We start from the raw sequence: 22,183 nt of genomic DNA, 5'->3' as shown, positions 1-22,183 counted from the left end.
GGTGAAAATTTGTTCGTGGTCTTGCTCATAATGGCTCCTTTTACTCAGAAGTTGGAGCCTCCGGCAATCCCGGGGCGGTTCAGATCGGCGCCGACGCGCACCTGGTGTTCGGCCCCGTGGAACTGAGGTCAGAGCTGACGCAAACCTGGCTCCATAGCCCCAAGGCGATGCGCGTGCGCGACAGCGAATTCGGCGTATACGGGCAAGCCAGCTACAATATTGATGAGCGCTGGGCGCTCCATGCGCGGTATGAATATTTCAAGGACCGCGATTTTGTAAACGCGTCCGAAAATGCGCTTTTCGGTTTCAGCTACCGCCCCAAACCACCGGTGGTGTGGAAGCTTGAATATGTCACCCAGTGGGGGCAGGAACTGGACATCGAGCAGGGCTTCAAGGCCTCGCTCGCGGTCCTGTTTTAGGGGGTGCCACAGTGAAGCGCGCCTTCATATACCGCTCCCCGGCACGAGCCCTGATGGTGGTCATGGCATCCCTGATGCTGAGCGCGAAAGCGTCAGCCGAGGAAAAGATGCTGATCATCGCCAACAAGAATGTGCCGGTGGAAGCGATGGAGCTTGAAGAGCTGAACCGCATCTTCATGCTCAAGCGCCAGGTGTGGCCGGACGGCAGCCCCGTGGTGCCCGTGAACCGCGAGGCCTCCAGCCCTGCGCGGCGGGAATTCACAGAAAAAGTGCTGGGCCGCAGCATGCGATCGCTGGCCAACTATTGGAACCAGATGCAGTTCAAGGGCTTCATGCCGCCCGTGGTGCAGGAATCCGACGCCGCCATGGCCGCCTTTGTGCGCAATGTGGACGGAGCCATCGGCTATGTGGTGGCCGATAAGGTCCCCGAAGGTGTGCGCGTGCTGGGGGAAATCCCGTGATCAAATGGATGGACAGCTCGATCCGGCGCAAGCTGATGCTGTCGCTCATCGGCATCTTCATCGTGACCTACGCGCTGACGGCGGCCGTGGTACTCACCAGCGTACGTGGGAGCCTGCAGGACACGGAAGCAGGCGCGCTTAGGCAGATCGCCAGCCAGAAGCTCGGGCGGGTTGAGGCTTATTTCCAGTCGCTCGCCACCAATGTTACGGCCTGGACCCGGCTTGAGGTGATGAACGATATCTTCTCTGCCGACATAGACAAAAGGATCAGCCGCACGCTGGCGGAACTGCATGACCAATATGCCCTTGAGGGTGACGTTTATGTATTTGACGCCGAAGGCTTCATCGTGGCCGCGTCCCACCCGGTGGATACGGAGCTGACGATCCCCGACGCCTGGCGGCTGGAAGCGGGCGACCCGCTTCGGTTTGAGGGCAAGGGGCCGATGCCTCTTGCGGGCGGTGCAGACACCGGGGAGATCGTGGCGCTCAAGGCGCCGATTGCGGCACGCTTCGGCGGCAAGGCCCCCATTGGTACGCTGGTGGCCACCGTGCCCTGGCATGTGGTGGAAACCATCATGGCGGAAGACGGCCTGCCCACCCTGCTGGTGAGCGAGGAAACCCACACACCGCTTCTTGCAGCCCACCTGCCCATGCCTGATACGGCCCTGCCCACCGATAACGCGGGCCTCAGGGCGCTGATGCTGGGGGGCGAACGCTATATTACCGGGCACGCCGATGCCGCGACCGGCAGCCTGACCGGATGGGCAGTGATTTCCGCCAAACCGGAAGCCACCATCAGTGCCGCCATCACGCGTGTGGCGCTACAGCTTCTGGCGCTTGGCGCGGCGCTTTATGTGCCCATCCATTTCGGCATCCGCTGGATGGCGCGGCGGCTGACTGACCCCGTGAACACGCTTGAAAAGACAGTCAGCAGCATCACCAGCGCGCGCGACCTGTCGCTAAGGGCCAATGTGCAGGCGGGTGATGAGATCGGCAGCCTCGCCCGCGCTTTCAACACCATGGCGGAAAGCCTGCAGGAAACCTCGCGTGAGCGCGAAGATGTGCTGGAGCGGCTTGAGAAGCTGAACCTGACACTGGAAAAGCGCGTCGAGGAACGCACGGCCGAGCTTTCCGGCGCCAACGCCCAATTGCAGGAAGCGTTCGAGCAACTCAAGACCACCCAAAGCCAGCTGGTGCAATCTGAAAAGATGGCGTCCCTCGGCCAACTGGTGGCTGGTGTGGCGCACGAACTGAATAACCCCATCAGCTTCATCTACGCCAACTTCCCGCACATTGAGGAATATGCCGACGAGATTCTGGCACTGCTGGACGAAATCCGCCACGTGCCCATGCCCGATGACGCCAAGGCCGTCATTGAGGGCAAAATTGACGATCATGACATCGACCTAGTGCGCGAAGACCTGAAGAAGATCGTCTCAAGCGGCATGGCCGGGGCGTCCCGCATCAAGGAAATTGTGCTGGCGCTCAGGAGCTTCTCCCGCCTTGACGAGGCCGAGAAAAAATCCGTCAGCCTTGAGAAGGGCCTGGACGACACGCTGGCGATCCTCAACCATTTCATTAAGGGCGGGATCGAGGTTGAAAAAGACTATGGCCTCAGCGCCCCGGTGGATTGCCACGCAGGCCAGATCAACCAGGTGTTCACCAACATCATCTTCAATGCCGTCCAGGCGATGGGCGAAAGCGGCAAGATCACGCTTGTGACCAAGCGCGACGGGGAAAACGCAGTGATCCGCATTGCGGACACCGGCCCCGGCATCCCTGAAGGCGTGATCGAGCGCATCTTCGATCCCTTCTTCACCACCAAGAAAGTGGGCGAAGGCACGGGGCTCGGGCTCTCCATCTCCTATGGTATCATTGAAAAACACGGCGGCACGCTTGAAGTGGAAAGCACGCCCGGTGAAGGTACCACTTTCACCATCACCCTGCCCATTCATGCAAAGGATGACGACGCATGACCAGACTTTCGCCCCCGAATGCAGACAAATTCACACTTCTGTTCGTTGATGACGAACCCGACATCCTCGACAGCCTGTGGCGGGCCTTCCGCAAGGAATTTCGCATTCTGAAGGCAGATGGCGGGCAGAAGGGCATCGACATCATCAAGTCCGAGCCCGTGCATCTGATCATCTGCGACCAGCGCATGCCGGATGTGACCGGCGACAAGGTGCTGGCGGTCGCGCGCGAACAGCAGCCGGATGCCGTGCGTATCCTGCTGACCGGCTACTCAGACATCGAAGCGCTGGTGAACTGCGTCAACGACGCGCAGATTTACAAATATATCACCAAGCCGTGGGAGCCGGAGATGCTACGCCTGACGGTGGTGCGCGCGCTTGAGGCGCTGGCGCTCGATCAGCAGCTGAAGATGACATCAGCCGAGCTTGAGCAGGCCTATGAAGACGCCATCACCATGCTGTCGGTGGCGTGCGAGGGCAAGGACGAAGACACGGGCTATCATGTGCAGCGGGTGCAGCACTATACCGAAGCGCTGGCGCTTGAACTGGGCATAGACGGCGACACCGCGAAGCATATGGGGGTGATGAGCATCCTTCATGACGTGGGCAAGCTGTTTGTGCCGGACGCGATTTTGCAGAAGCCCGCCAAGCTGGACGCGGACGAGTGGGACGTGATGCGCCAGCACCCCGATAACGGCGTGCGCATTTTGGGCGAAAACGCCTTCTATCAGGTGGCGCGCGAAATCGCGGGCGGCCACCATGAAAACTGGGACGGCAGCGGCTACCCGAAGGGCCTGAAGGCGGATGAAATACCGCTTTCGGCGCGCATCGCCAAGGTGGCGGACGTGTTCGATGCGCTCTCATCGAAGCGCCCCTACAAGGAACCCTGGCCGCTCGAGAAAACGCTCGGCCTTCTGAAGAATGGGCGCGGCGGTGAGTTCGACCCCGATGTGATCGACGCCTTCTTCAAGCTGCATGAGCGCGGGAGGATCGCGGAGATCATGCGCGACTATCACGCCCATGACGATCCGGACGTGGCGGCCAAGGAAGGCCGCTAGTCCACCAGCTTCAGCTTGCCGCGCATCTTCTTGCGGTCGCCCATGGTTTTCTTGGCGGTGATGCGGCGTTCCTTTGAGGCTTTCGACGGCTTGGTTGCCACGCGGAACTTGGGGCGTTTGGTCGCCGCCTTCAGCATGTCGGTCAGGCGTTTGGTGACCGCGCGCTTGTTGTCGATCTGGCTCCTATGCGTGTCTGACATCAGCACAATCTCGCCGGCGGCTGTCATGCGCCGGCCCGCAATCTTCCTCAGCCGGATGAACATCTCATTGCTGATGGCCGCACACGCCCGCGCGTTGAACCGCAGCTCAACAGCGGTCGAGACCTTGTTGACATGCTGGCCGCCCGGGCCCGACGCGCGCTTGGCCGTCAGCTGGATCTCAGCTTCGTCAATCTGGATATGGGGCGCAATTTCAAGCATGCAGCGACCATAGCGCACCCGCCCCGAATTGCAATCTTCGGCGCGGGGCGTGGGTTCTAAGTGCTGCGCACGCTCGCAACAAAGGCATCGGACTGCGCCTTCAGGGTCTCTACGGTCTGCGCCAGGTCATCCGCCGCGCGCGACAGTTCGCCTGCGGCTGTGTGGGTCTGCTCGGCGGTCGAGCTGACTTGCTCGATATTGCGCGCCACTTCCTGCGTGCCCTGCGACGCTTCCTGGATATTCCGGCTGATCTCCATCGTCGCGGACGACTGTTCCTCGGTTGCCGACGCGATGGCCGCCGCGATTTCATTGAGGGAGTGGATGCTGTCCGCGATATGGCTCACGGCCGTCACCGTGGTGTCGGTGTTGGCCTGGATCGACTGCACCTGGGTGCCAATGTCACCGGTGGCCTTGGCGGTCTGCGATGCCAGCGACTTCACCTCGTTCGCCACAACGGCAAAGCCCTTGCCCGCCTCGCCTGCGCGCGCGGCCTCGATGGTGGCGTTAAGCGCCAGGAGGTTGGTCTGTTCGGCAATGTCATTGATCAGGCGGATCACGTCGCCGATGGTGTCGCTTGCCGTCTTCAGTGAATTGATGGTCTCTGACGCTTCGCCTGCCTCGACAGCCGCCTCGCCCGACCGGGCCGAAGATGTGTTCACCTGCCGCGCGATTTCTTCCACCGATGCTGTCAGCTCCTCTGCTGCTGCCGCCACGGTCTGTACATTCATTGTCGCCTGTTCGGCCGCCGCCGCCACGCCCGTGGCCATGGACTGGTTCTCATCGGCATAGCGGGTCAGCTGCTGCGCGGTGGCGCGGACCTGCTCGACCGCGCTCGTAAGCGATGTCACGACACCCATCACGCTGGCCTCGAACGACGACGCCACTTCTTCGCGGTGCTCCTGCTCGCGTGCTTCGGCAGCCTGCATCTTGTCGCAGATTTCGTTGATATGATGCGCGCCGGCCCCGAAGGCGCCCGCCATGCCGGTCTCAAGGAAACGGCGGTAGAAGCGGTGTTCGGAGGCAGCCTGAAGGGCCGCGTCCGATTCCCGGATATAGGCGTCTGTCAGGTCCAGAATCCGGTTGAAATCCGTCAGCGCGCCAGACATGGGGCCGAACTTGTCCCAATCGGTGATCCGGGCCTCCATATTGCCCGATGCAACCTCGCGCGCAACCTCGGTCAGGCGCTTGCAGGCGGCACTCATCATGTCGTTCTTCACCCGCTCTTCCTCGAGCGCGCGTTCAAGCTCGGCAATGCGGCTGCTCTCAGCGCCACCGTTTTTCTTCAGTTTTCCAAGCCAACTCATGCCGCCACACTCCAGATAAAGCTGTCATAGTCCTGCCCCGCGCCAGAGAGCATGGCCTGTAGCCGCGCGGTTGAGGCCGCCAGCGCTTCCTGCCCGTTCTTGTGCGACTTCTCAATGTCCAGAAGTTCCCGATAGAGCGGCTTGATGGCCTCAAGCCCCTTCTTTGGCGGCACGCGGCGATTGGAATGGTAGCCGACAATGCTGCCGTCCGGCGCCAGGGAAGGCGTGACATGTGCCAGCACCCAATAATATTTGCCGGTGGCGGACATGTTTTTCACATAGGCGAAAATCTCATGACCGTTAGAGATCTGGTCCCACAACAGCTTGAACACGGCGCGCGGCATATCCGGATGCCGGATGATGCTGTGCGGCTGGCCGATCACATCGCTGGTGGTCATTTCCGCCACCCGGCAAAAGACATCATTGGCATAAAGAATCCGACCCTTCAGGTCGGTTTTCGAGACGATAATCTCGTTACTTGGAAACGTGATTTCCTCATCAACAGGAACCACGCCTGATTTTACTGACATAATGCATCCCAATCGCTAACAGGTTCCCCACCCTGCCTTCAAACCAAGGGGTATCGGATTTGTGTTAAATTTATTTTAATTGATAGAACGATCAATTGATTTACCGAAAAAAACGGAAAATTTCGTTCAGAGGCAGGAAAACACGCGAGCCCTTTGCCGTGGAGGCAGGGAGGAAATGGTGCCGCTTACGTGACTCGAACACGTGACCCCATCATTACGAATGATGTGCTCTACCAACTGAGCTAAAGCGGCCCTTGCATCAAGCAATGTCCCCAGGGCAGGGAGCCCCGTACAGGCGGCGTATATAGCGGATGGCAAAAGGCGAGACAAGTATTTTTAGGCGCGGCGAAGGGCGTGTCAGGCGCCCAAACGCTCGGCCTCATCCCCATCCAGCACCGCGTCCGCCGACGGGCCATTGGAGCCCACCAGCATGGCGATCGGGGCTTCGCCCGGGTCTTTTTTCGCCTGCGCGACCGCTTCGCCCGCGTGCCAGCGGAAGCTGTCAAACCCGCCGCAGCTGCCACAAAGCGGCGCCCAGCCTTTGGGCGTATGGCCGCAATCGGAACAGACCCAGCGCGCACCATCTTCCGCGTGGGCCAGCGCGGCCTCGATCGGATCGGGGTTTTCGCCGAGCGCGTGCGCGAGCGCGAGCCGATATTGCCAGGCCGCGCGGGTTGGTGCCTCACGCGTCAGCTTCTCCAGCACCGGCTTGGCAGCGTCATAGTCGCGCGCGTCCATCAGCGCGTCGGCCAGCAACAGCAAGGACTGTGCGTCATCGGGGTTTGCATCTGTAAGCGAGCGCACGCGCTTGAGCCAGTCTGCGCCGCTTTCGGCTGCGTCCAGTTCCTTGAAAACGCGGGCAAGCGTTGGGTGCGGCGTGCGGGACCAGACATCCCTGATGATTTTCTCCGCGCGCTTCTTGTTGCCGCTTGCATATTCAAGCTTGGCGAGTGCAGCAGCCGCAGGCGCAAAATCGGGCCGTAGCTGCAGCGTTTTCTTGAAATCCTTGCGGGCACCGTCGCGGTCACCCTTCAGATTCTTCTCTGTGGCCTGGGCAAAGGCGAGCGCAGCCTTGTGGCGGCTAACCACCTTTGATTCCAGAAGTTTTTCACGTGAAACCTTCGAAAGTGCATCTTCGGCTTCCACCCAGTTGCCGGCTGCGACTTCAAGCGCAAACAGGGTTTTGAGCACCCAGGGGCTTTTCCTGTTTTCTGCAAAGGCCGTACGCGCAAGGCGAAGCGCTTCGTTTTCACGCCCCAGCCTGCGGGCTTCCTGCACAAGACCGCGAAGCCCCAGGAAGCGCCCGTCTTCGGTTTTCTCCAGCGCCTGATAGCGTGCCTGGGCAGCCTTATGGTCGCCGCCGCGGGTGGCGGCCTCTGCCGCGATCAGATGCACCATGGGTTGGGGCGGCAGCAGCACTTCGGCCTGTTCCACCAGCTTTTTCGCGAGCTTGTGATCGCCAGCCGAAAGCGCAACGAGCGACTGGTTGAGCATTTTAAGCCCCCGGCCCTGGCGCTTGATTTCCGCATTCTTGCCAAGAACAGGCATATCGCGCCTGATCCAGCCAACAAGCCATACCGTCCCGGCCGTTACCGACGCCACTATGGCAGCAAAAAGCACCATGGAGGCAAAGCTGGTGTAAACCCGCCGCCCGGCGAAATCGATGGTCACGGCGCCAGGGTTATCAGCAAGCAGGGCAGCGGCCCACGCCACAAGCAGGATCGCAGCCACCCAAAGGAACAGGCGGATCATTGGCCGCCCCCGGTCATTTGTCCGATTGGAAGGGGTACGGTCGATGACGACACGCGCGCGATCAGGCGGTCGAATGCCCGGCTCACGCCCGCATAGGCTTCGGCACGGCTGCGCCACGTGGCTGTGGCTTCAAGCGCGGGGCCTTCAAGGCCGGCGAGTACCTTGGCCGCCCCCGCAACATCGCGCGCGAGCAGCAGTCGTTCGGCTTTCACCAGTTCAGCGTCAAGTCCAGTTGCGCCCGCATCCGTACGGCGGCTTGAGAAAAGGTTCGCAAGGAAACTGCCTTCCGCCTTGTCTGCTGCATTGACCGCCGCGGCCGCGACACCGTCGAACTCCGCGACCAAGGTGTCATAGCTTGCGATGCCGCCAGCATGGCTTTCAAGGTAACCGATGTCAGCGCCGATCATCTGCTGATCGAGGGCCGGCAGGGCGGCAAAATCGGGCCTGAGCGCACCAAGGTCGGCGCCAAACGGCTGGCCTGTGAGCGCCCGGTCCCGCATGCGGCCAAGCGCCAGCACGATCCGACCGCGCGGGGATGCTTCCAGCGCCCCGGCCTGCACGCTTGAAAGCGTATCCTCAACCGCCTTCAGTCGTGCCTTGAGGCTTGCGGCCTCACTGCGCGCAAGCGCAAGCGCGCCCTTGAGTTCCACAACACCCGGGTCAGCTTCATTCGAAAGGGTCGAAAGCCGCGCCACATCGTCCGTCAGCCGGGTGATTTCCGCCTGCAGCGAAGCAAGTCTTTCAGGGGCAACCGAAGGCGCGGCCGTGCCACCGGCACCCGCAGCCGCCAGCTGGTTCAGGTCAGCCTGCAGGGCATCGCGCGCCGCGCTGGCAGCCTTCAGGTCTTCGGCCTGCTGCGCCAGAATCTCCTGCTGGCGGGCAAAGGCCGCCTTCAGGTCTTCCACCGCATCTTCAAGCGGCTTGCTATCAAAAGTCGTCTGGGCAGAAGTATTGGCTGGTGGTGGGGCCAGATTGATCCCCAGGCTGGCCAGCCCAGGCGCGAACCGGGGGGCGAAATAGACACCCGCGCCGAAAGCACCCATCAGGCCGACAAGGCCCCAAGCCAGCTTGGTGCCAGTACCCATGTCGGCTTTTTTTGGCGAAGTCGTGCCAGATGACTTGGCTGCTGAGGTATCAGATGATTTTCCCTGAGACGCCCTTTCTGGCTCAGGTGTCTCATCGATGATGGTAGCCTCGATGATCTCGGGCTCGTCTGGCTTATCAGAAGCGGCGTCAGGCGCCTTGTCTGTATCTTTGTCGCTCACAAGCATGCCCCGTTTGGGGTCCCCTTAGTCTTCGATCTGGCTGAAGAGTGCCTTTTCGGTGGGTATGATGGCATAGCGGACAGACCGCCAAGGCCCGATCAGGTTCTGGGCAACGCGGGTTGAAAGCGCCACCGCATCTATCTTCGAAAGCCAGTCGGACCGGCCATATTCTGCCGCCGCTTCCTCAAATGTGGTGGCTGTACGCGGCGAATAAAAGAGGGCGACATCGATTTCACCTTCTTCCAGAGACTCCTGCACACCAGCAGAAAAGGACCGGAGCGGCCGCGACTGGTACGTCACACGGGTGTCGGCATCAATTCCCTCACCGCGCAGGACGTCAGTGATATTGTAGCTGATCACGTTACCCGCCAGGTGCGTATATTTGCGCTTCTCGGAAAGCCCCTCGTCCAGAAGGATCGGCACCAGCTGGCGCGCGGTGCCCGGGCCAGCGGTGACATTGGTGAAACCAAGCTTGCGGGCCTGATTGGCCGTTTCCTCACCCACCGCGAAAATCGGGCGGTCCTTGTTGCCAATGTTGGCCAGGCCAAGGCGGGCGCCGTTCTTGCTGGTTACAATCAGGCTGCGGTCTTCGTCCGGGATTTCAAACGATACAGGGTCGATCTGGATCATCGGCGCGATGATCACCCGGTGGCCAAGCGCCTCCAGCTTCTCTGCGGTCGGCGTGGCTTCTTCCATGGGGCGCGTGATCAGGACTGTGGTCATTCTATCTCCGCTTCGATGGCGCGGGCGAGATCCTCAAAAAAGGCTTCACCCGCATCTTTGCGTATCTGTGCCCCGATATCTTTACCGAGGTCGGCGGCGCGGTCAATCTCTGCGGCGCAGTCACCCGTTTTTTCAAATACCTGGGTGCCGTCCAGCGACAAAAGCTGCGCCTTCAGCGTCAGGCGGCCGCCATCAAGGCTGGCATGCGCCGCGATGGGCGTGCGGCAACTGCCGTCCAGCGCACTCAGGAACGCGCGCTCAGCCGTCACCGCCAGCGCTGTCTCAACGCAGTGCAGCGGCTTCAGAAGGGCAATCATCGCGCCGTCAGAGGTGCGCACCTCAACCGTCACCGCGCCTTGTGCAGGCGCCGGCAGGAAATCGCTGACAGGCAGTGTCTCGGTCGCCTTGTCGCTCATGCCCAGGCGGTTCAGGCCGGCGCGCGCCAAAAAGGTGCCTTCAGCCTCGCCCGCAGCCAGTTTCTTGAGCCGGGTCTGCACATTGCCGCGGAAGGTGACCACCTTCAGGTCTGGCCTCAGCCTCAGCGCCTGCGCCCGGCGGCGGAGTGACGCCGTACCCAGCGTTGCGCCCTTGGGCAGGTCCCCGAAACGGTTGACGCTTGCGCTCATGAACACGTCGCGCGGGTCTTCGCGCTTCAGGAACACGGTCAGCGCCAGGCCTTCCGGCAGGTGAGTCGGCATATCTTTCGAGGAATGCACCGCGCAGTCGATATCACCCGATAGGAGCGCGTCTTCGATTTCCTTGGTGAACAGGCCCTTGCCGCCCGCATTCATCAAATGCCGGTCCAGGATGCGGTCGCCGGTGGTCTTGATTACCACGATTTCCACATTGTCCTCGCTAAGGTGCGCATGGGCCGCCACAAGGCGCGCTTTCACGTCTTCGGCTTGTGCCAGCGCAAGCGGGCTGCCACGGGTTCCAATCCTGAGGGTCTTTTTGCTGCTGGTCGCTTCTTGCACGGATGCCTCTTCTGGTGCTATTGCGGGCGCGGCTGAGGGTGATCAACCGCGTGATCATTCTCTGGCTTATAGAACTTTCTGCTATCAGGCTAAAGCCCAAATGGGGCAAGATGCCCAAGTAGCACATGAGCTGAGACAATATGCCCCGCCCATTGGACACTTCTGGGGCACTTTTGGGCCCTATGGGTGTGCCCTTTTGTGCCATTAGGGCACACCGAGAGCATGATATGTGCCCTTTTTGGGCCGAACAGGAATTCAGTGGTGGAAGACAAGTCAAGCACGGCAAAACAGGCGCAGCGCCCCTTTGTTCTGGGGATTGAGACCAGCTGCGACGAAACCGCCGCCGCCATCGTCAGCGCGGACCGGCAGGTCCTTGCGCACAGGGTACTGAGTCAGATTGATGACCATGCCGAATTTGGCGGCGTGGTGCCGGAAATTGCCGCGCGCCAGCATATCTCCCATCTGGATAAGTTGTTGGAATCCCTTATGAAAGATGCTGATCTCGGCTTTGATGACCTGGACGCCATCGCCGCCACTACCGGGCCGGGACTGGTGGGTGGGTTGATGGTCGGTGTCATGACAGCCAAAGCAATCTCCACCGCCAGCGGAAAGCCTTTTGTCGCCGTCAATCATCTGGCAGGCCACGCGCTGACAGTGCGGCTGGTGGAAGATGTCAGCTTCCCCTACCTGCTGCTGCTGGTCTCCGGCGGACACTGCCAGATCCTCGCCGTCACCGGGGTTGGTGAGTTCACGCGGCTTGGGACAACCATCGATGATGCGGCGGGCGAAGCCTTTGATAAGACAGCAAAATTACTGGGGCTGGGCTATCCCGGCGGCCCGGCGGTAGAGGCCGCGGCACGCGAAGGGCGGGCAGGCCGCTTCAAGCTTCCGAAGCCCATGGTGGGCAAGCCGGGCTGCAATTTTTCCTTCTCCGGCCTCAAGACCGCCGTGCGGCGTCTGGCCGAAGAATGCGTCGCGGTCGAAGGCGTGCTCACCATCAAGGACCGCAACGATATCTGCGCCGCGTTTCAACAGACGCTGGGGGACTGCCTGATCGACAGGCTCAGGAATGCCATAGCGATGTTCCGCGAAACCGCAGGAAGCGGCGCCTTTCCGCTTGTTGTCGCCGGCGGGGTGGCAGCCAACAGCTACCTGCGCGGCCGCATTGAGGCGCTGGCGGAACAGGAAGGCATGCGTTTCTCCGCGCCGCCTATGAGCCTGTGCACAGACAATGGCGCCATGATCGCCTGGGCTGGGCTTGAGCGCTTCCTGGTGGATCCGGCTATCAACGATATGGATGAAGCGCCAAGGCCGCGCTGGCCGCTCGATGACGATGCCAAGCCTATGGTGGGTAAAGGAAAAAAGGGCGCAAAGGCATAAGCTTCTTGCCTCCCCGCCAATTGCCGGGCAATCTGGGCGCATGCCTTTTTCATCAGAATAAGCTATGAGTTTTTGGGGAGAGACAGGTGCAGAAAATCGGTGTACTTGGCGGCGGTGCCTGGGGCACAGCACTGGCAGCAGCAGCAACGCGGGCCGGGCGCGACACCCTTTTGTGGGCGCGGGAAGCGGAAGTTGTGGCCTCAATCAACGACACCCACATAAACACCCTTTTCCTACCGGATGCCGACCTTGACCCTGCCTTGAAGGCCACCGGAGACCTTGCGGATTTGGGCGACCGTGATGCCATTCTTCTTGTTGCGCCTGCGCAGCATCTGCGCACCATGGTGCGGGACTTGGGCCAGCATATTGGCAGCCATGTGCCGCTTGTGATCTGCTCCAAGGGGATCGAAGTCGCGACCGGCAAGCTCCTCTCCGAAGCTGTGGCCGAGGAATGCCCGGAAAACCCCGTGGCTGTACTTTCCGGCCCCACGTTCGCGATTGAGGTTGCGCGCAACATGCCGTGTGCGCTCACGCTTGCCGCAGCAGACAACACGGTTGGAAACCAATTGATTGAAGCCATCGGCCAGCCCACCTTCCGCCCCTACTATAACCATGATGTGGTGGGCGCACAGATTGGCGGCGCCATCAAGAATGTACTGGCCATCGCGACCGGCATCGTGGCGGGGCTTGGTATTGGCGAGAACGCCCGCGCGGCTGTTATCACCCGGGGGCTGGCTGAAATCATGCGCTTTGGCGCGCTCTACGGCGCGGAGCGGGAAACACTGATGGGCCTGTCCGGCCTTGGAGACCTGATCCTGACCTGCTCGTCGACTCAGTCGCGCAACATGTCGCTTGGCAAAGCCATCGGCGAAGGCCGCACCTTCGCCGATATCATGGCAGAGCGCCGGTCAGTAGCCGAAGGCGCCCATACCGTTGAAATCGTTCATAAAATTGCGACGGAGAAAGGCCTTGATATGCCTATCACCGCCGCCGTTTACCAGATTCTCAAGGAAGGGCAGGACGTACGCACCATTACCGAAACCCTTCTTTCCCGCCCTTTCACATCCGAAAGCTGATAGGAGACAGCCATGCTGTTCATGATCCTCGCCCACGACAAACCCGACAGCGTCGACCTGCGCATGGCCAACCGGCCCGCCCATCTGGACTATATCAAGGGAGCGGGTAACCGCATCAAAGTTGCGGGCCCGATCCTGTCCCCCGGCGACGACCCCAAACCCGTGGGCAGCATGATCATCATCGATGCCGCCAGCGAAGGCGCGGTGCGGCTTTTCGCCGAAAATGACCCTTATGCCACTGCGGGGCTGTTTGAAGCGGTCGAGATCAAGCCCTGGAAAGCCGTGGCCGGCGACTGGATCCCGGCCTAGGGGGCTGCCGTGGCTTTCTGGCTGGTAAAATCTGAGCCCGAAGACTGGTCCTGGCAGGATCAATGCGGGGTAGAGAGCGAGCCCTGGACAGGTGTGCGCAACCATCAGGCCCAAAACAACATGCGGGCAATGGCGGAAGGTGACCTGGTCCTGTTTTACCATTCCGGCAAAGCGCGCGAAATTGTTGGGCTGTGCGAAGTCGCGAAGGGGCCTTATCCAGACCCGGATGACCCAAATGGCAAATTCTGTCTGGTGGACTTGCGCGCCAAAGCCAAAGCCAAAACGCCCATAAGCCTTGCCAACATCAAGGCAATCCCAGATCTCAGCCACCTCGCGCTCGTCCGCCAGCCGCGGCTATCCGTAATGCCGATTGACCCAGAGGCCTGGAAGGTCTTGACGAAACTGGCCGGATTGGACTGATGAGAGCACCGCCCCCGCTTGCCCTAGAGGACACGGCCGTCGGCATCCCTCCTGGAACGCTTCTCGTGAAACTGGACGACCTGCCCGAGCATGGCGGCAAGGATATCGTTTTCCGGGAAGGCACACACAGATTGCAGCTTCTGGTCCAGCGTTTTGATGGGCAATTCCATGTGTATGAAAACCGGTGCCCCCATGCCGGCACGCCGCTCAACCTGTTCGGTGACCGCTTTCTGGATACGACCAACAAGCGGCTGATCTGCCGAACGCACGGCGCGCTTTTTGATCCGCTGACCGGGCTGTGCGTGCGTGGTCCATGCAAGGGCGATCACTTGCGCGCCGTCGCCTTTGAGGTCAGGGACGGTGGCTTGTATTCGCTTTAGCGTATCTTCAGGTCAGATGATGACGGTGCCTGAGCGCGGTTGCGGCGGAGCCGTGCGGTTTGTGCCTTCACCCGGGCGCTCCACCGAGATCACGAACCAATAGTCCTTGTATCCGTCCTCATGCTGGACAGACTTGAGCACCATCGAAAGCTCCGGGTCGAAATACACTGTTTGGGTCTTGCGCTTGGTGCGACTGCTGCTGCTGGTTTCTGTCACGATATCAACAACAAAGACCTTCCTGTCGCCAGACGAAAGGTTCAGCGTCTTTTCCCCGACAACAGAAATATGAGACCAGAAATTATAAGCTGTGCCACGATCCAGGCGCTTGATATTGCCTGAAAAACTGACCTCTTTGCCAACAGCAAGCGGAAACAGTTGCTCCAGGATCGCTTCATCGAAATCTGCTTCATATTGATAGTGAGATTCGCGGCCACTTACCGGATACAGGCCGCGGTATGCGCTGAACTCGGCAATAGGCTCGCCCCGAATATACATTTCGGTCGTCACCAGTTTGCCGGTGACAGCGGTTATTTCTGCGTAGATTTCCTGACGGTGGCGCTGGATAACAGCGCGCGTACCTACGACGGCTGGTGGGGAAGACGGCGCCTGTGCAATGGGGTCGCACGCTGCAAGCATGGGTAACAGCAGCAGTAGCAAATAGCGCAATTTCATCGGCACACGCAATTACTCCCCAAAAAACGTCAATGCCCCTCTTAGCACCCCCATCGTCCGGTGGGAAGTGGCCTGATGGCGTACCAGAACAAACTTTAGCTTATCAAGCCCCTGCTCCTGCAGCTAAATTTCCGGTAACCGCCCTTAGGTGGGGCGCATGGTCTGCGGATGATCCGCACCGGAGTCTTTTGCGCGCAGGCTGGCCAGTTCGATATTACGTTTAATCACATAAGACTGGGGTGCCATTTCAAGCCCACGCCTGTATTCCTCAAGCGCCAGATCGATCTCACCCGTTTCAAGGTAGATATTGCCCCGATTGTTGTAGAAGCGCCAGTTATTGGGCACGATACGGATGGCTGTGTTGCAATGATCCAGAGCCTCTGACCAGGCCTCTTCCATAATGAGCGCAACGCACATGCCGTTGTGGGCCCGCGCACGCTGCCAATCTGTCAGGTCCCGATCCAGCGCAGCAGTGAAAATCACACGCGCTTTCTCCGTATTGCCCACCTGTATCATCTCTCGGCCCTTTTTCAGCAAATCCGAAGCCTTGAGAACGATGTTATAGGTGTAGGCATTGGCCATGCCCGAAATCGCCAGTGCCGCAGTTGCAGCCAGCAGGTAGCGAAAAGTAGTCCGCATAACGATCTCCTTTCGTTTTCCCCCTACCGATCAACGGATCAGATGTTTCATCTTACCACAATTCCGGCTGAACCGGGATAGTGCATCAGCGAAGCGTCCTTGACCGATTGGTTATAGTATCACACAGGCGTACGAATGGAGACAACTAAGCCTTCGTTTGGCTTAATCCAGATCTCTTGGCCGGACAAATTTCAGCAGATTACCGCGGTCGAGATCGGCCTGTTCAAGGGTGGGCGCTTCAAATTCGAAAATGCTGAGCGCGCAGGTGGGGTATTTGATCCTTAATTGACGAACAGTCGAACTGTCGCCCGTTTTGGCCGATCTGATTGCCATATCCTGAAATCCGGGATTATGGCCCACCAAAAGAACAGCCTGATGCTGTCCGGCATCCGCCTTGATAATCCGGCGAATGGTCTCTGTGCCGGCACCATAAAGAGACGGTTCATAGAGGACATCAAATGAGAGGTTCCCTGCCTCAGATAGGGTTTCGAGAGTTTCCCGCGTTCGCTGCGCCGTGGAACATATGACCAGCTTCGGTAAGTTTTCGTCCTTCGATAGCCAACGCCCCATCTGCGCCGCAGCTTGCCGGCCCCGGTCATTGAGCGGCCGATCATGGTCCGGCAGTCCAGCGCCCCAATCGGACTTCGCGTGCCTTAGAAGATATAATCTGGCCATCAAGCATCCTTTCATTGGGATCAGCACCAAGTTGGGTAGACCTTTTCAAAGCCGCGAAAGCTTAATCCAAATTCGCGAAAGCACGAACAAGTTTGCCTTGATAGGCCCAGAAAAATGCAGGGAAACGACAGCGCCTGGCCGCAGCAGGCATTGATCTAGGCAGCAGGCCTGCTAAACAGGCTGCAGCAAAAAGGGAGGGCATAATGCTTATGATCGACGGACAGGCTGAAAAGGGAACCATTGTACTTGCCCACGGGGCTGGAGCAGGTGCAGAACATCCTTTCATGGCAACCTTCGCTGAAGGCCTGGCGCAAAAAGGATTCCAGGTCGTTCGGTTCAACTTTCCCTATATGATCAAACGCATGGAGGACGGCAAAAAGCGGCCGCCAGACAGGGCGCCAAAGCTTCTTGAGGCATATGAAGGTGCGGTCAGGGGTGTGGAGACCGCAGGCAGGCCGCTGATTATTGGTGGCAAGTCCATGGGCGGCCGAATTGCGAGTATGCTCACCGCAGAGAACCATCAGCTGGGCATCGACGGCCTCGTTTGCCTGGGCTATCCCTTTCATGCGCCCGGCAAGCCAGAAAAGGTTCGTACCGACCATTTTCCCGATATTGAAGTACCAACCCTGATCATTCAGGGCGAGCGCGACCCATTCGGTGGCACAGCGCTTCTGAAGAACCTTTCCCTGCCTTCAAACGTCACCGTTCACTGGGCCCCTGACGGCAACCATGACCTGAGCCCCAGAAAGGCGTCCGGTTACACACAAGAAGGCAATTGGGCCACCGCCATGGATGCGATCGCCACTTTCGCCGCAACCTTATAGGTAAAGCGGCGCTGGCACCCCCAGCGCCGGAGCTTCAGCGCTGCAGCATCTTCTGTGCGGCTTCGACGAACTTCTTGCTGTTGTCATCTTTATTCAGGTCCGGCCGGGGCGGCACTGTCAGCCCTTTCTGGACAGCTGGCCGAGCCTTGAGGCGTTCCGTCCAATCCTGCAGATGATCAAGCCCGTCCAGCGACAGGCCAGCCCAGCCATGGGCCATGACCCAGGGGAAGCACGCAATATCGGCAATGGAATAGGCGTCTCCGGCCAGATAGGGGCTTTCCGCCAGGCGTCGGTCCAGAATGCCATAAAGCCTGAGCGTTTCATTCTGGTAGCGGTCGATAACTGCCGGGATCTTCTCAGGGAAATAGCGATAGAATACATTCGCCTGCCCCTGCATCGGCCCAAGGCCACCCATCTGGAACATCAGCCATTGGGTCACCAATGACCGTCCCTTGCTATCCTGGGGCATCAGCTGGCCGGTCTTTTCAGCCAGGTACATCAGAATGGCGCCGGATTCAAAAACCGCAAAATCATCTGCATCATGGTCAACAATCGCAGGAATTCTGCCATTGGGGTTGATGGCCGTGAACCAATCTTCTTTCTGTGCACCAGATGACAGGTCGATCGCCTTCATTTCATAGGGCAGGCCCAGTTCTTCAAGCGCAATTGAGACTTTGTAGCCATTCGGTGTGGCAGCTGTGTAAAAGGTGATCATGTGTCGCATTCTCCGTGTTGCCAATGAAGATAGGCCCTGCCGCACAAGTTTAAAGCGGCAAGCCAGTCACATTTTCGGCATCATGAAAAAAGGGGGCCTGAAGCCCCCCTGGATTCGCTGTTTGTCCGGATCCACTATTTATTCTGGCGGTTCTCGATCAGGTCATCGACAACGCCCGGGTCCGCGAGCGTGGATGTATCCCCCAGATTTCCGAATTCGTTCTCAGCGATCTTCCGAAGAATCCGGCGCATGATCTTGCCAGAGCGCGTCTTCGGCAAAGCAGGGGCGAACTGGATAAAGTCAGGCGTCGCAATCGGGCCGATTTCCTGGCGAACAAGCGCCACCAGCTCTTTGCGCAACTCTTCCGACGACTCAGCACCTTCAAAAAGCGTGACATAGGCATAAATGCCCTGGCCTTTGATGTCGTGCGGGAATCCCACCACGGCGGCTTCCGCAACCAGATCATGCTCAACAAGGGCCGATTCCACTTCAGCCGTCCCCATGCGGTGACCGGACACGTTGATCACATCATCCACCCGTCCGGTGATCCAATAGTAGCCGTCTTCATCGCGGCGGCATCCATCGCCCGTGAAATACATGCCCTTGTATGTAGAGAAATAGGTTTGCTTGAACCGATCATGATCCCCAAATACAGAACGCATCTGCCCCGGCCAGCTGTCGGTGATCACGAGGTTGCCTGATGTCGCACCCTCAAGAATATTGCCGTCCTGATCCACCAGGGCGGGCTTCACACCAAACATCGGGTTGGTGGCGGAGCCCGGTTTCAGGTCTGTGGCGCCGGGAAGTGGCGAGATCATCACGCCGCCTGTTTCCGTTTGCCACCAGGTGTCAACAATCGGGCAGCGCTCCTCACCCACCACCTTGTGGTACCATAGCCAGGCTTCAGGGTTGATCGGTTCGCCAACCGTCCCCAGAAGCCGGATTGATGACCGGTCATGCTTGGTTACAAACTCGTCACCCAGCCGCTCAAGCGCCCGGATTGCCGTTGGCGCGGTATAGAAGATGTTCACCTTGTGCTTTTCGCACACCTGCCAGAACCGGCCAGCGTCCGGGTATGTTGGGATACCTTCAAACACGAGGGTCGTGGCACCGTTCGCGAGTGGACCATAAACGATATAGGTATGGCCGGTCACCCAGCCCACATCTGCAGTGCACCAGTAGATATCGCCCTGTTTATAGTCAAACACATACTCATGCGTCATGGCCGCCCAAACCATATAGCCACCGGTGGTATGGAGGACCCCCTTCGGCTTGCCGGTCGAGCCGGACGTATACAGAATGAAAAGCGGGTCTTCGGCGCTCATTTCTTCTGGTGGGCATTCGGCAGGCACAGTCGCTGCAGCCTCGTGATACCAGACATCGCGGCCTTCAGACCAGGCAACCTCGCCGCCAGTCCGCCTGACAACCACAACGCTGGAAACATCCGGGCACTGCTCAAGCGCCGTATCAACATTGGCCTTCAGCGGCACTTTCTTTGCGCCGCGCAGGCCTTCATCTGCGGTGATCACGAAGGTGGACTGACAATCCTGGATACGGCCAGCAAGGGCGTCCGGCGAGAAGCCGCCGAACACGACCGAATGCACGGCACCAATACGCGCGCAGGCCAGCATCGCATACACGGCTTCCGGGATCATCGGCATATAGATGGTGATCCTGTCACCCTTCTTTGCACCGCGCTTCTTCAGCACATTTGCAAACTGGCAAACCTGCTCATAAAGCTCGCTAAAGGTGATGTGCTTGCTGTCGGCAGGATCGTCCCCTTCCCAGATGATAGCGGTATCATTCGCGCGTTCCGGCAAGTGACGGTCGATACAGTTGGCGGACGCGTTGAGCGTGCCATCTTCGAACCATTTGATGGAGATGTCCCCGCTAAAGCTGGCGTTCTTCACCTTGGTGAATGGTTTCATCCAGTCTATACGACCGGCCTGGTCCTTCCAGAACCCATCCGGGTCGTTGATGGACTGCTCATAGAGAGCGTCATATTGCTCCTTGGTGCAGTGCGTACCCTCAAGCGCCGACGCTGGTACTGGAAAAACGAAATGCTCGCTCATTGCCTACTCCCTCCAATAAATGCAATGGCGATCATGCACCCTGAGCGGCACAGTTGCAAGTCCCCCCACAGGGTAAGGCTCCGGTATTTTCGCTTGTAGCTTTTGGCCTAGCTCAATCGGAAAAATACGCTATCTTCCCCACCATGACCAGCATGCCAGACCAGACGACGCGAGGCATTATCGCTTGTGTTTGCGGTGCCATCGGCATCAGCTCCGCAGCTATCTTCATGCGTCTTGCCGACGTAACGCCAGCAGCTTCCGCTTTCTGGCGCCTGACAATGGCCGCTCCTGTGCTGATTTTCATCTATTGGTTAACCGCCCGAAAGAAAGGCAGAATATCCCTCTTGCCCTCTATGGAGGAAGGCCGCTGGATCTTGCTAGTCGGACTGCTGTTTGCGTCCGAACTCTTCACCTGGCACTGGTCGGTCGCCAAGACAACCGTGGCCAATTCAACGCTGCTCGCGAATATGGCCACCATATTCGCCGCGCTCTATAGCTTCGTGCTGTTTGGCGAACGCTTTAACGGGCGCTTCCTTGGCGGCATGGTGCTCGCTCTTGGGGGCGCGGCGCTGCTGATGGGGCGCAACGCGGAACTGAACCCAGCCTATATTCCCGGCGATATGCTCGGCCTCCTGACCGCCGTACTCTATGGCGGCTATATTGTCGGCGCGGCCCGCGCCAGACAGGTCTTGGACGCGCCGCTATTGATGGCCGGCACCGCCATGGTGTCCGGCATTCTCTTGAGCCTGCCGCTTCTTTGGGTGGACGGCCCCATCTTTCCTGTCTCAAGCGAAGGATGGGCGCCGCTGATCGGTCTTGCGCTGATCGCTCACGTCCTGGGGCAGAGCCTGATTGTCTATGGGCTGGCGCATGTGCCTGCGGCGCTGGGTGCCCTTTGTCTTTTGATCCAGCCAGTGATTTCCGCCCTGTGGGCATGGTGGCTTTTTGGCGAGGCTCTTGGGCCTATTCATATGGCAGGAGCAAGCGCGGTCCTGGTCGGCATATGGATCGCCCGGCAAAGCAAACGACAGCAAATCATGAAAGCGGCTGGTTGATTACCAGTCAGACATCATCGACGGTCCGCCCGACTTCTTGTTCGCCACAATACGCCAAAGCTTGAGGTCGCCTGTTTCCAGAAGTTTCTTGCGGCGTGTCCAGAACTCGGCTTCCCGCATCAATGTCTGGATCATCATTGTGCCGTCTTCCCGCTTCGCGAGTTTGGCAGCCACTTCGTCGGCCCCGGCCCACGCATGGTTGATCATGTCAACATATTGCATGCTGATATCTTCGGACACTCGCACTTGCAGGTGATGCTTCTTCATCAGGTCAACAAGTTCATCCGCGAGAACAGGGAAGGGGTGCCGGCGTTCGCCTACAACCCATTCCTTATATTTGTCTTTGCCCAGCACCGCGTCGGAACCGATCACATATTCCGTCATCAGGAACAGGCCGCCCGGTTTCAGCTTTTCCTCGATCTTGGCGATCATGTTGGACTTGTCTTCGATCGTGAACAGCGCTTCCTTGGAAAGAGCACGATCATATTTCCGATCAAAGCCTTCAAAATTTTCCGGCTGATACTGCTCAAGCTGGGCCTTTTTTTCCAGGCCCGCCATCTTGGAAAGCTTGCGACCTTTCTCAACCAGCATTTCCGATTCTTCGAAGCCGGTGATCCAGACACCAAAGCGGTCCACCAGAACGCGACTAGGCCCACCCAGGCCAGCGCCGATCTGCAGCATGGACATTTCAGGGCTCAGCGCCAAAAGCTTTGACAGGGAAACGATATAGTCCGGACCTCCGGGGCCGCAGAAGCCCTTGCCCCAGATATATTGCGCGATATCGACGGTTGCTGCATCCCATGGATCAAGATTTTCGGCGTTCAGATTTTTAGGCTGCTCGGGTTTGAATTCTTCGCCAAGGTCTTGCTCGGGCGCACCAACGCGCTCACTCAGACGCTTCTTGATATCGTCTGTGTCGTAACCTTCCCACCAAGCCTTAAGGCGCAGCTTCAGTGGTACCTTCGCATCAGGTTTCTTCTGTTTCGTTGCCAAATCTCACACCCAAGCACTACAAAAGGCGCGGCCAAAGCCGCATACCTTTTCCTCCCGATACCAATATGAAAACCGATCGGGAACATTTTGCAAGC

24 protein-coding genes and 1 tRNA gene are annotated in these 22,183 nt (G+C 59.1%); 11 read left to right on the top strand and 14 right to left on the bottom strand.

Annotated features, from left to right (window positions below):
• Positions 1–116: 116 nt before the first annotated feature.
• From ACFO5Q_RS03520 to ACFO5Q_RS03505, 4 genes are read left to right on the top strand one after another with little or no spacing between them, the layout of a single operon-like run.
• Positions 117–419 (top strand): hypothetical protein, encoded by a 303-nt coding sequence (locus tag ACFO5Q_RS03520; protein ID WP_156431931.1) that lies wholly within the window; start codon positions 117–119, stop codon positions 417–419.
• 11 nt (positions 420–430) lie between these two features.
• The gene (locus ACFO5Q_RS03515; protein WP_068147016.1) at positions 431–880 is read left to right on the top strand and encodes a type 2 periplasmic-binding domain-containing protein; all 450 of its coding nucleotides are present in this window, start codon (positions 431–433) and stop codon (positions 878–880) included.
• Complete coding sequence (locus ACFO5Q_RS03510) at positions 877–2,856, top strand: ATP-binding protein (protein ID WP_068147019.1); 1,980 nt, start codon at positions 877–879, stop codon at positions 2,854–2,856. The genes ACFO5Q_RS03515 and ACFO5Q_RS03510 overlap by 4 nt, the downstream gene beginning before the upstream one ends.
• A complete protein-coding gene (locus tag ACFO5Q_RS03505) occupies positions 2,853–3,911 on the top strand; it encodes an HD domain-containing phosphohydrolase (protein WP_082719835.1) in 1,059 nt (352 codons plus the stop codon). The genes ACFO5Q_RS03510 and ACFO5Q_RS03505 overlap by 4 nt, the downstream gene beginning before the upstream one ends.
• On the opposite strand, the gene arfB is transcribed toward ACFO5Q_RS03505, so the two are convergent.
• From arfB to hemC, 8 genes are all read right to left on the bottom strand, one after another.
• Positions 3,908–4,330, bottom strand: a complete 423-nt coding sequence (gene arfB / locus ACFO5Q_RS03500) for an alternative ribosome rescue aminoacyl-tRNA hydrolase ArfB (protein ID WP_068147024.1) — start codon at positions 4,328–4,330, stop codon at positions 3,908–3,910. The two genes, ACFO5Q_RS03505 and arfB, sit on opposite strands and share 4 nt — an antisense overlap.
• A 56-nt stretch (positions 4,331–4,386) precedes the next feature.
• Complete coding sequence (locus ACFO5Q_RS03495) at positions 4,387–5,634, bottom strand: methyl-accepting chemotaxis protein (RefSeq protein WP_068147026.1); 1,248 nt, start codon at positions 5,632–5,634, stop codon at positions 4,387–4,389.
• Complete coding sequence (locus ACFO5Q_RS03490; protein WP_068147029.1) at positions 5,631–6,164, bottom strand: PAS domain-containing protein; 534 nt, start codon at positions 6,162–6,164, stop codon at positions 5,631–5,633. The genes ACFO5Q_RS03495 and ACFO5Q_RS03490 overlap by 4 nt, the downstream gene beginning before the upstream one ends.
• A 176-nt stretch (positions 6,165–6,340) precedes the next feature.
• Positions 6,341–6,416: transfer RNA gene (locus ACFO5Q_RS03485), tRNA-Thr, on the bottom strand.
• Positions 6,417–6,521: 105 nt separating this feature from the next.
• The gene (locus ACFO5Q_RS03480) at positions 6,522–7,916 is read right to left on the bottom strand and encodes a heme biosynthesis protein HemY (RefSeq protein WP_068147035.1); all 1,395 of its coding nucleotides are present in this window, start codon (positions 7,914–7,916) and stop codon (positions 6,522–6,524) included.
• Positions 7,913–9,181 (bottom strand): hypothetical protein, encoded by a 1,269-nt coding sequence (locus ACFO5Q_RS03475; RefSeq protein ID WP_156431932.1) that lies wholly within the window; start codon positions 9,179–9,181, stop codon positions 7,913–7,915. The genes ACFO5Q_RS03480 and ACFO5Q_RS03475 overlap by 4 nt, the downstream gene beginning before the upstream one ends.
• Positions 9,182–9,205: 24 nt before the next feature.
• Positions 9,206–9,904 (bottom strand): uroporphyrinogen-III synthase, encoded by a 699-nt coding sequence (locus tag ACFO5Q_RS03470; RefSeq protein WP_068147039.1) that lies wholly within the window; start codon positions 9,902–9,904, stop codon positions 9,206–9,208.
• Complete coding sequence (gene hemC, locus ACFO5Q_RS03465; RefSeq protein WP_068147042.1) at positions 9,901–10,878, bottom strand: hydroxymethylbilane synthase; 978 nt, start codon at positions 10,876–10,878, stop codon at positions 9,901–9,903. The genes ACFO5Q_RS03470 and hemC overlap by 4 nt, the downstream gene beginning before the upstream one ends.
• A 261-nt stretch (positions 10,879–11,139) precedes the next feature.
• Between hemC and tsaD the strand changes: the two genes are divergently transcribed.
• From tsaD to ACFO5Q_RS03440, 5 genes are all read left to right on the top strand, one after another.
• On the top strand, positions 11,140–12,258 hold the full coding sequence (gene tsaD, locus ACFO5Q_RS03460) for a tRNA (adenosine(37)-N6)-threonylcarbamoyltransferase complex transferase subunit TsaD (protein ID WP_068147129.1): 1,119 nt from the start codon (positions 11,140–11,142) through the stop codon (positions 12,256–12,258).
• Between the two features lie 86 nt (positions 12,259–12,344).
• Positions 12,345–13,334 carry an NAD(P)H-dependent glycerol-3-phosphate dehydrogenase gene (locus ACFO5Q_RS03455; RefSeq protein WP_068147044.1) on the top strand — a complete coding sequence of 330 codons (990 nt, stop codon included), beginning with the start codon at positions 12,345–12,347 and terminating at the stop codon, positions 13,332–13,334.
• Between the two features lie 12 nt (positions 13,335–13,346).
• The gene (locus ACFO5Q_RS03450) at positions 13,347–13,643 is read left to right on the top strand and encodes a YciI family protein (protein WP_068147047.1); all 297 of its coding nucleotides are present in this window, start codon (positions 13,347–13,349) and stop codon (positions 13,641–13,643) included.
• A gap of 9 nt (positions 13,644–13,652) precedes the next feature.
• Entirely contained in the window at positions 13,653–14,063 is a 411-nt protein-coding gene (locus ACFO5Q_RS03445) for an EVE domain-containing protein (protein WP_068147050.1), read from the top strand.
• Entirely contained in the window at positions 14,063–14,443 is a 381-nt protein-coding gene (locus ACFO5Q_RS03440) for a Rieske (2Fe-2S) protein (protein ID WP_068147053.1), read from the top strand. Before ACFO5Q_RS03445 ends, ACFO5Q_RS03440 begins: the two co-directional genes overlap by 1 nt.
• 12 nt (positions 14,444–14,455) lie before the next feature.
• On the opposite strand, the gene ACFO5Q_RS03435 is transcribed toward ACFO5Q_RS03440, so the two are convergent.
• The 3 genes from ACFO5Q_RS03435 to ACFO5Q_RS03425 all read right to left on the bottom strand — a co-directional run bounded on the left by ACFO5Q_RS03435 (position 14,456) and on the right by ACFO5Q_RS03425 (position 16,429).
• Positions 14,456–15,121, bottom strand: a complete 666-nt coding sequence (locus ACFO5Q_RS03435) for a hypothetical protein (RefSeq protein WP_156431933.1) — start codon at positions 15,119–15,121, stop codon at positions 14,456–14,458.
• Between the two features lie 138 nt (positions 15,122–15,259).
• A complete protein-coding gene (locus ACFO5Q_RS03430; RefSeq protein WP_068147058.1) occupies positions 15,260–15,754 on the bottom strand; it encodes a tetratricopeptide repeat protein in 495 nt (164 codons plus the stop codon).
• A 162-nt stretch (positions 15,755–15,916) separates the two neighbouring features.
• Positions 15,917–16,429 carry a SixA phosphatase family protein gene (locus ACFO5Q_RS03425; protein WP_068147060.1) on the bottom strand — a complete coding sequence of 171 codons (513 nt, stop codon included), beginning with the start codon at positions 16,427–16,429 and terminating at the stop codon, positions 15,917–15,919.
• A gap of 203 nt (positions 16,430–16,632) precedes the next feature.
• Here ACFO5Q_RS03425 and ACFO5Q_RS03420 point away from each other — a divergent pair, with 203 nt between their 5' ends.
• The gene (locus ACFO5Q_RS03420) at positions 16,633–17,253 is read left to right on the top strand and encodes an alpha/beta family hydrolase (RefSeq protein ID WP_068147065.1); all 621 of its coding nucleotides are present in this window, start codon (positions 16,633–16,635) and stop codon (positions 17,251–17,253) included.
• A gap of 34 nt (positions 17,254–17,287) precedes the next feature.
• Here the strand turns inward: ACFO5Q_RS03420 and ACFO5Q_RS03415 are convergent, their stop codons facing one another.
• Positions 17,288–17,968, bottom strand: coding sequence for a glutathione S-transferase family protein (locus tag ACFO5Q_RS03415; protein WP_068147069.1), 681 nt, complete (start codon positions 17,966–17,968; stop codon positions 17,288–17,290).
• A gap of 134 nt (positions 17,969–18,102) precedes the next feature.
• Positions 18,103–20,040 carry an acetate--CoA ligase gene (acs, locus tag ACFO5Q_RS03410; protein ID WP_068147072.1) on the bottom strand — a complete coding sequence of 646 codons (1,938 nt, stop codon included), beginning with the start codon at positions 20,038–20,040 and terminating at the stop codon, positions 18,103–18,105.
• A gap of 152 nt (positions 20,041–20,192) precedes the next feature.
• Between acs and ACFO5Q_RS03405 the strand changes: the two genes are divergently transcribed.
• Positions 20,193–21,095 (top strand): DMT family transporter, encoded by a 903-nt coding sequence (locus tag ACFO5Q_RS03405; RefSeq protein ID WP_231727208.1) that lies wholly within the window; start codon positions 20,193–20,195, stop codon positions 21,093–21,095.
• On the opposite strand, the gene ACFO5Q_RS03400 is transcribed toward ACFO5Q_RS03405, so the two are convergent.
• Entirely contained in the window at positions 21,096–22,088 is a 993-nt protein-coding gene (locus tag ACFO5Q_RS03400; protein WP_068147078.1) for an SAM-dependent methyltransferase, read from the bottom strand.
• Positions 22,089–22,183: the final 95 nt, after the last annotated feature.

It is taken from the genome of Kordiimonas lipolytica (assembly GCF_042651265.1).
Lineage (GTDB): Bacteria > Pseudomonadota > Alphaproteobacteria > Sphingomonadales > Kordiimonadaceae > Kordiimonas > Kordiimonas lipolytica.
Note: the sequence above shows the minus strand (reverse complement) of the source record. Positions and strands in the feature narration are given on the sequence as shown.

Excerpts from the sequence above, each read along its gene's own strand:
- ACFO5Q_RS03505 (WP_082719835.1), top strand. The coding sequence starts at position 2,853 with ATGACCAGACTTTCGCCCCCGAATGCAGACAAATTCACACTTCTGTTC.
- arfB (WP_068147024.1), bottom strand. The coding sequence starts at position 4,330 with ATGCTTGAAATTGCGCCCCATATCCAGATTGACGAAGCTGAGATCCAG.
- ACFO5Q_RS03495 (WP_068147026.1), bottom strand. The coding sequence starts at position 5,634 with ATGAGTTGGCTTGGAAAACTGAAGAAAAACGGTGGCGCTGAGAGCAGC.
- ACFO5Q_RS03490 (WP_068147029.1), bottom strand. The coding sequence starts at position 6,164 with ATGTCAGTAAAATCAGGCGTGGTTCCTGTTGATGAGGAAATCACGTTT.
- ACFO5Q_RS03480 (WP_068147035.1), bottom strand. The coding sequence starts at position 7,916 with ATGATCCGCCTGTTCCTTTGGGTGGCTGCGATCCTGCTTGTGGCGTGG.
- ACFO5Q_RS03470 (WP_068147039.1), bottom strand. The coding sequence starts at position 9,904 with ATGACCACAGTCCTGATCACGCGCCCCATGGAAGAAGCCACGCCGACC.
- ACFO5Q_RS03450 (WP_068147047.1), top strand. The coding sequence starts at position 13,347 with ATGCTGTTCATGATCCTCGCCCACGACAAACCCGACAGCGTCGACCTG.
- ACFO5Q_RS03440 (WP_068147053.1), top strand. The coding sequence starts at position 14,063 with ATGAGAGCACCGCCCCCGCTTGCCCTAGAGGACACGGCCGTCGGCATC.
- ACFO5Q_RS03430 (WP_068147058.1), bottom strand. The coding sequence starts at position 15,754 with ATGCGGACTACTTTTCGCTACCTGCTGGCTGCAACTGCGGCACTGGCG.
- ACFO5Q_RS03425 (WP_068147060.1), bottom strand. The coding sequence starts at position 16,429 with ATGGCCAGATTATATCTTCTAAGGCACGCGAAGTCCGATTGGGGCGCT.
- ACFO5Q_RS03420 (WP_068147065.1), top strand. The coding sequence starts at position 16,633 with ATGCTTATGATCGACGGACAGGCTGAAAAGGGAACCATTGTACTTGCC.
- ACFO5Q_RS03415 (WP_068147069.1), bottom strand. The coding sequence starts at position 17,968 with ATGATCACCTTTTACACAGCTGCCACACCGAATGGCTACAAAGTCTCA.
- acs (WP_068147072.1), bottom strand. The coding sequence starts at position 20,040 with ATGAGCGAGCATTTCGTTTTTCCAGTACCAGCGTCGGCGCTTGAGGGT.
- ACFO5Q_RS03405 (WP_231727208.1), top strand. The coding sequence starts at position 20,193 with ATGCCAGACCAGACGACGCGAGGCATTATCGCTTGTGTTTGCGGTGCC.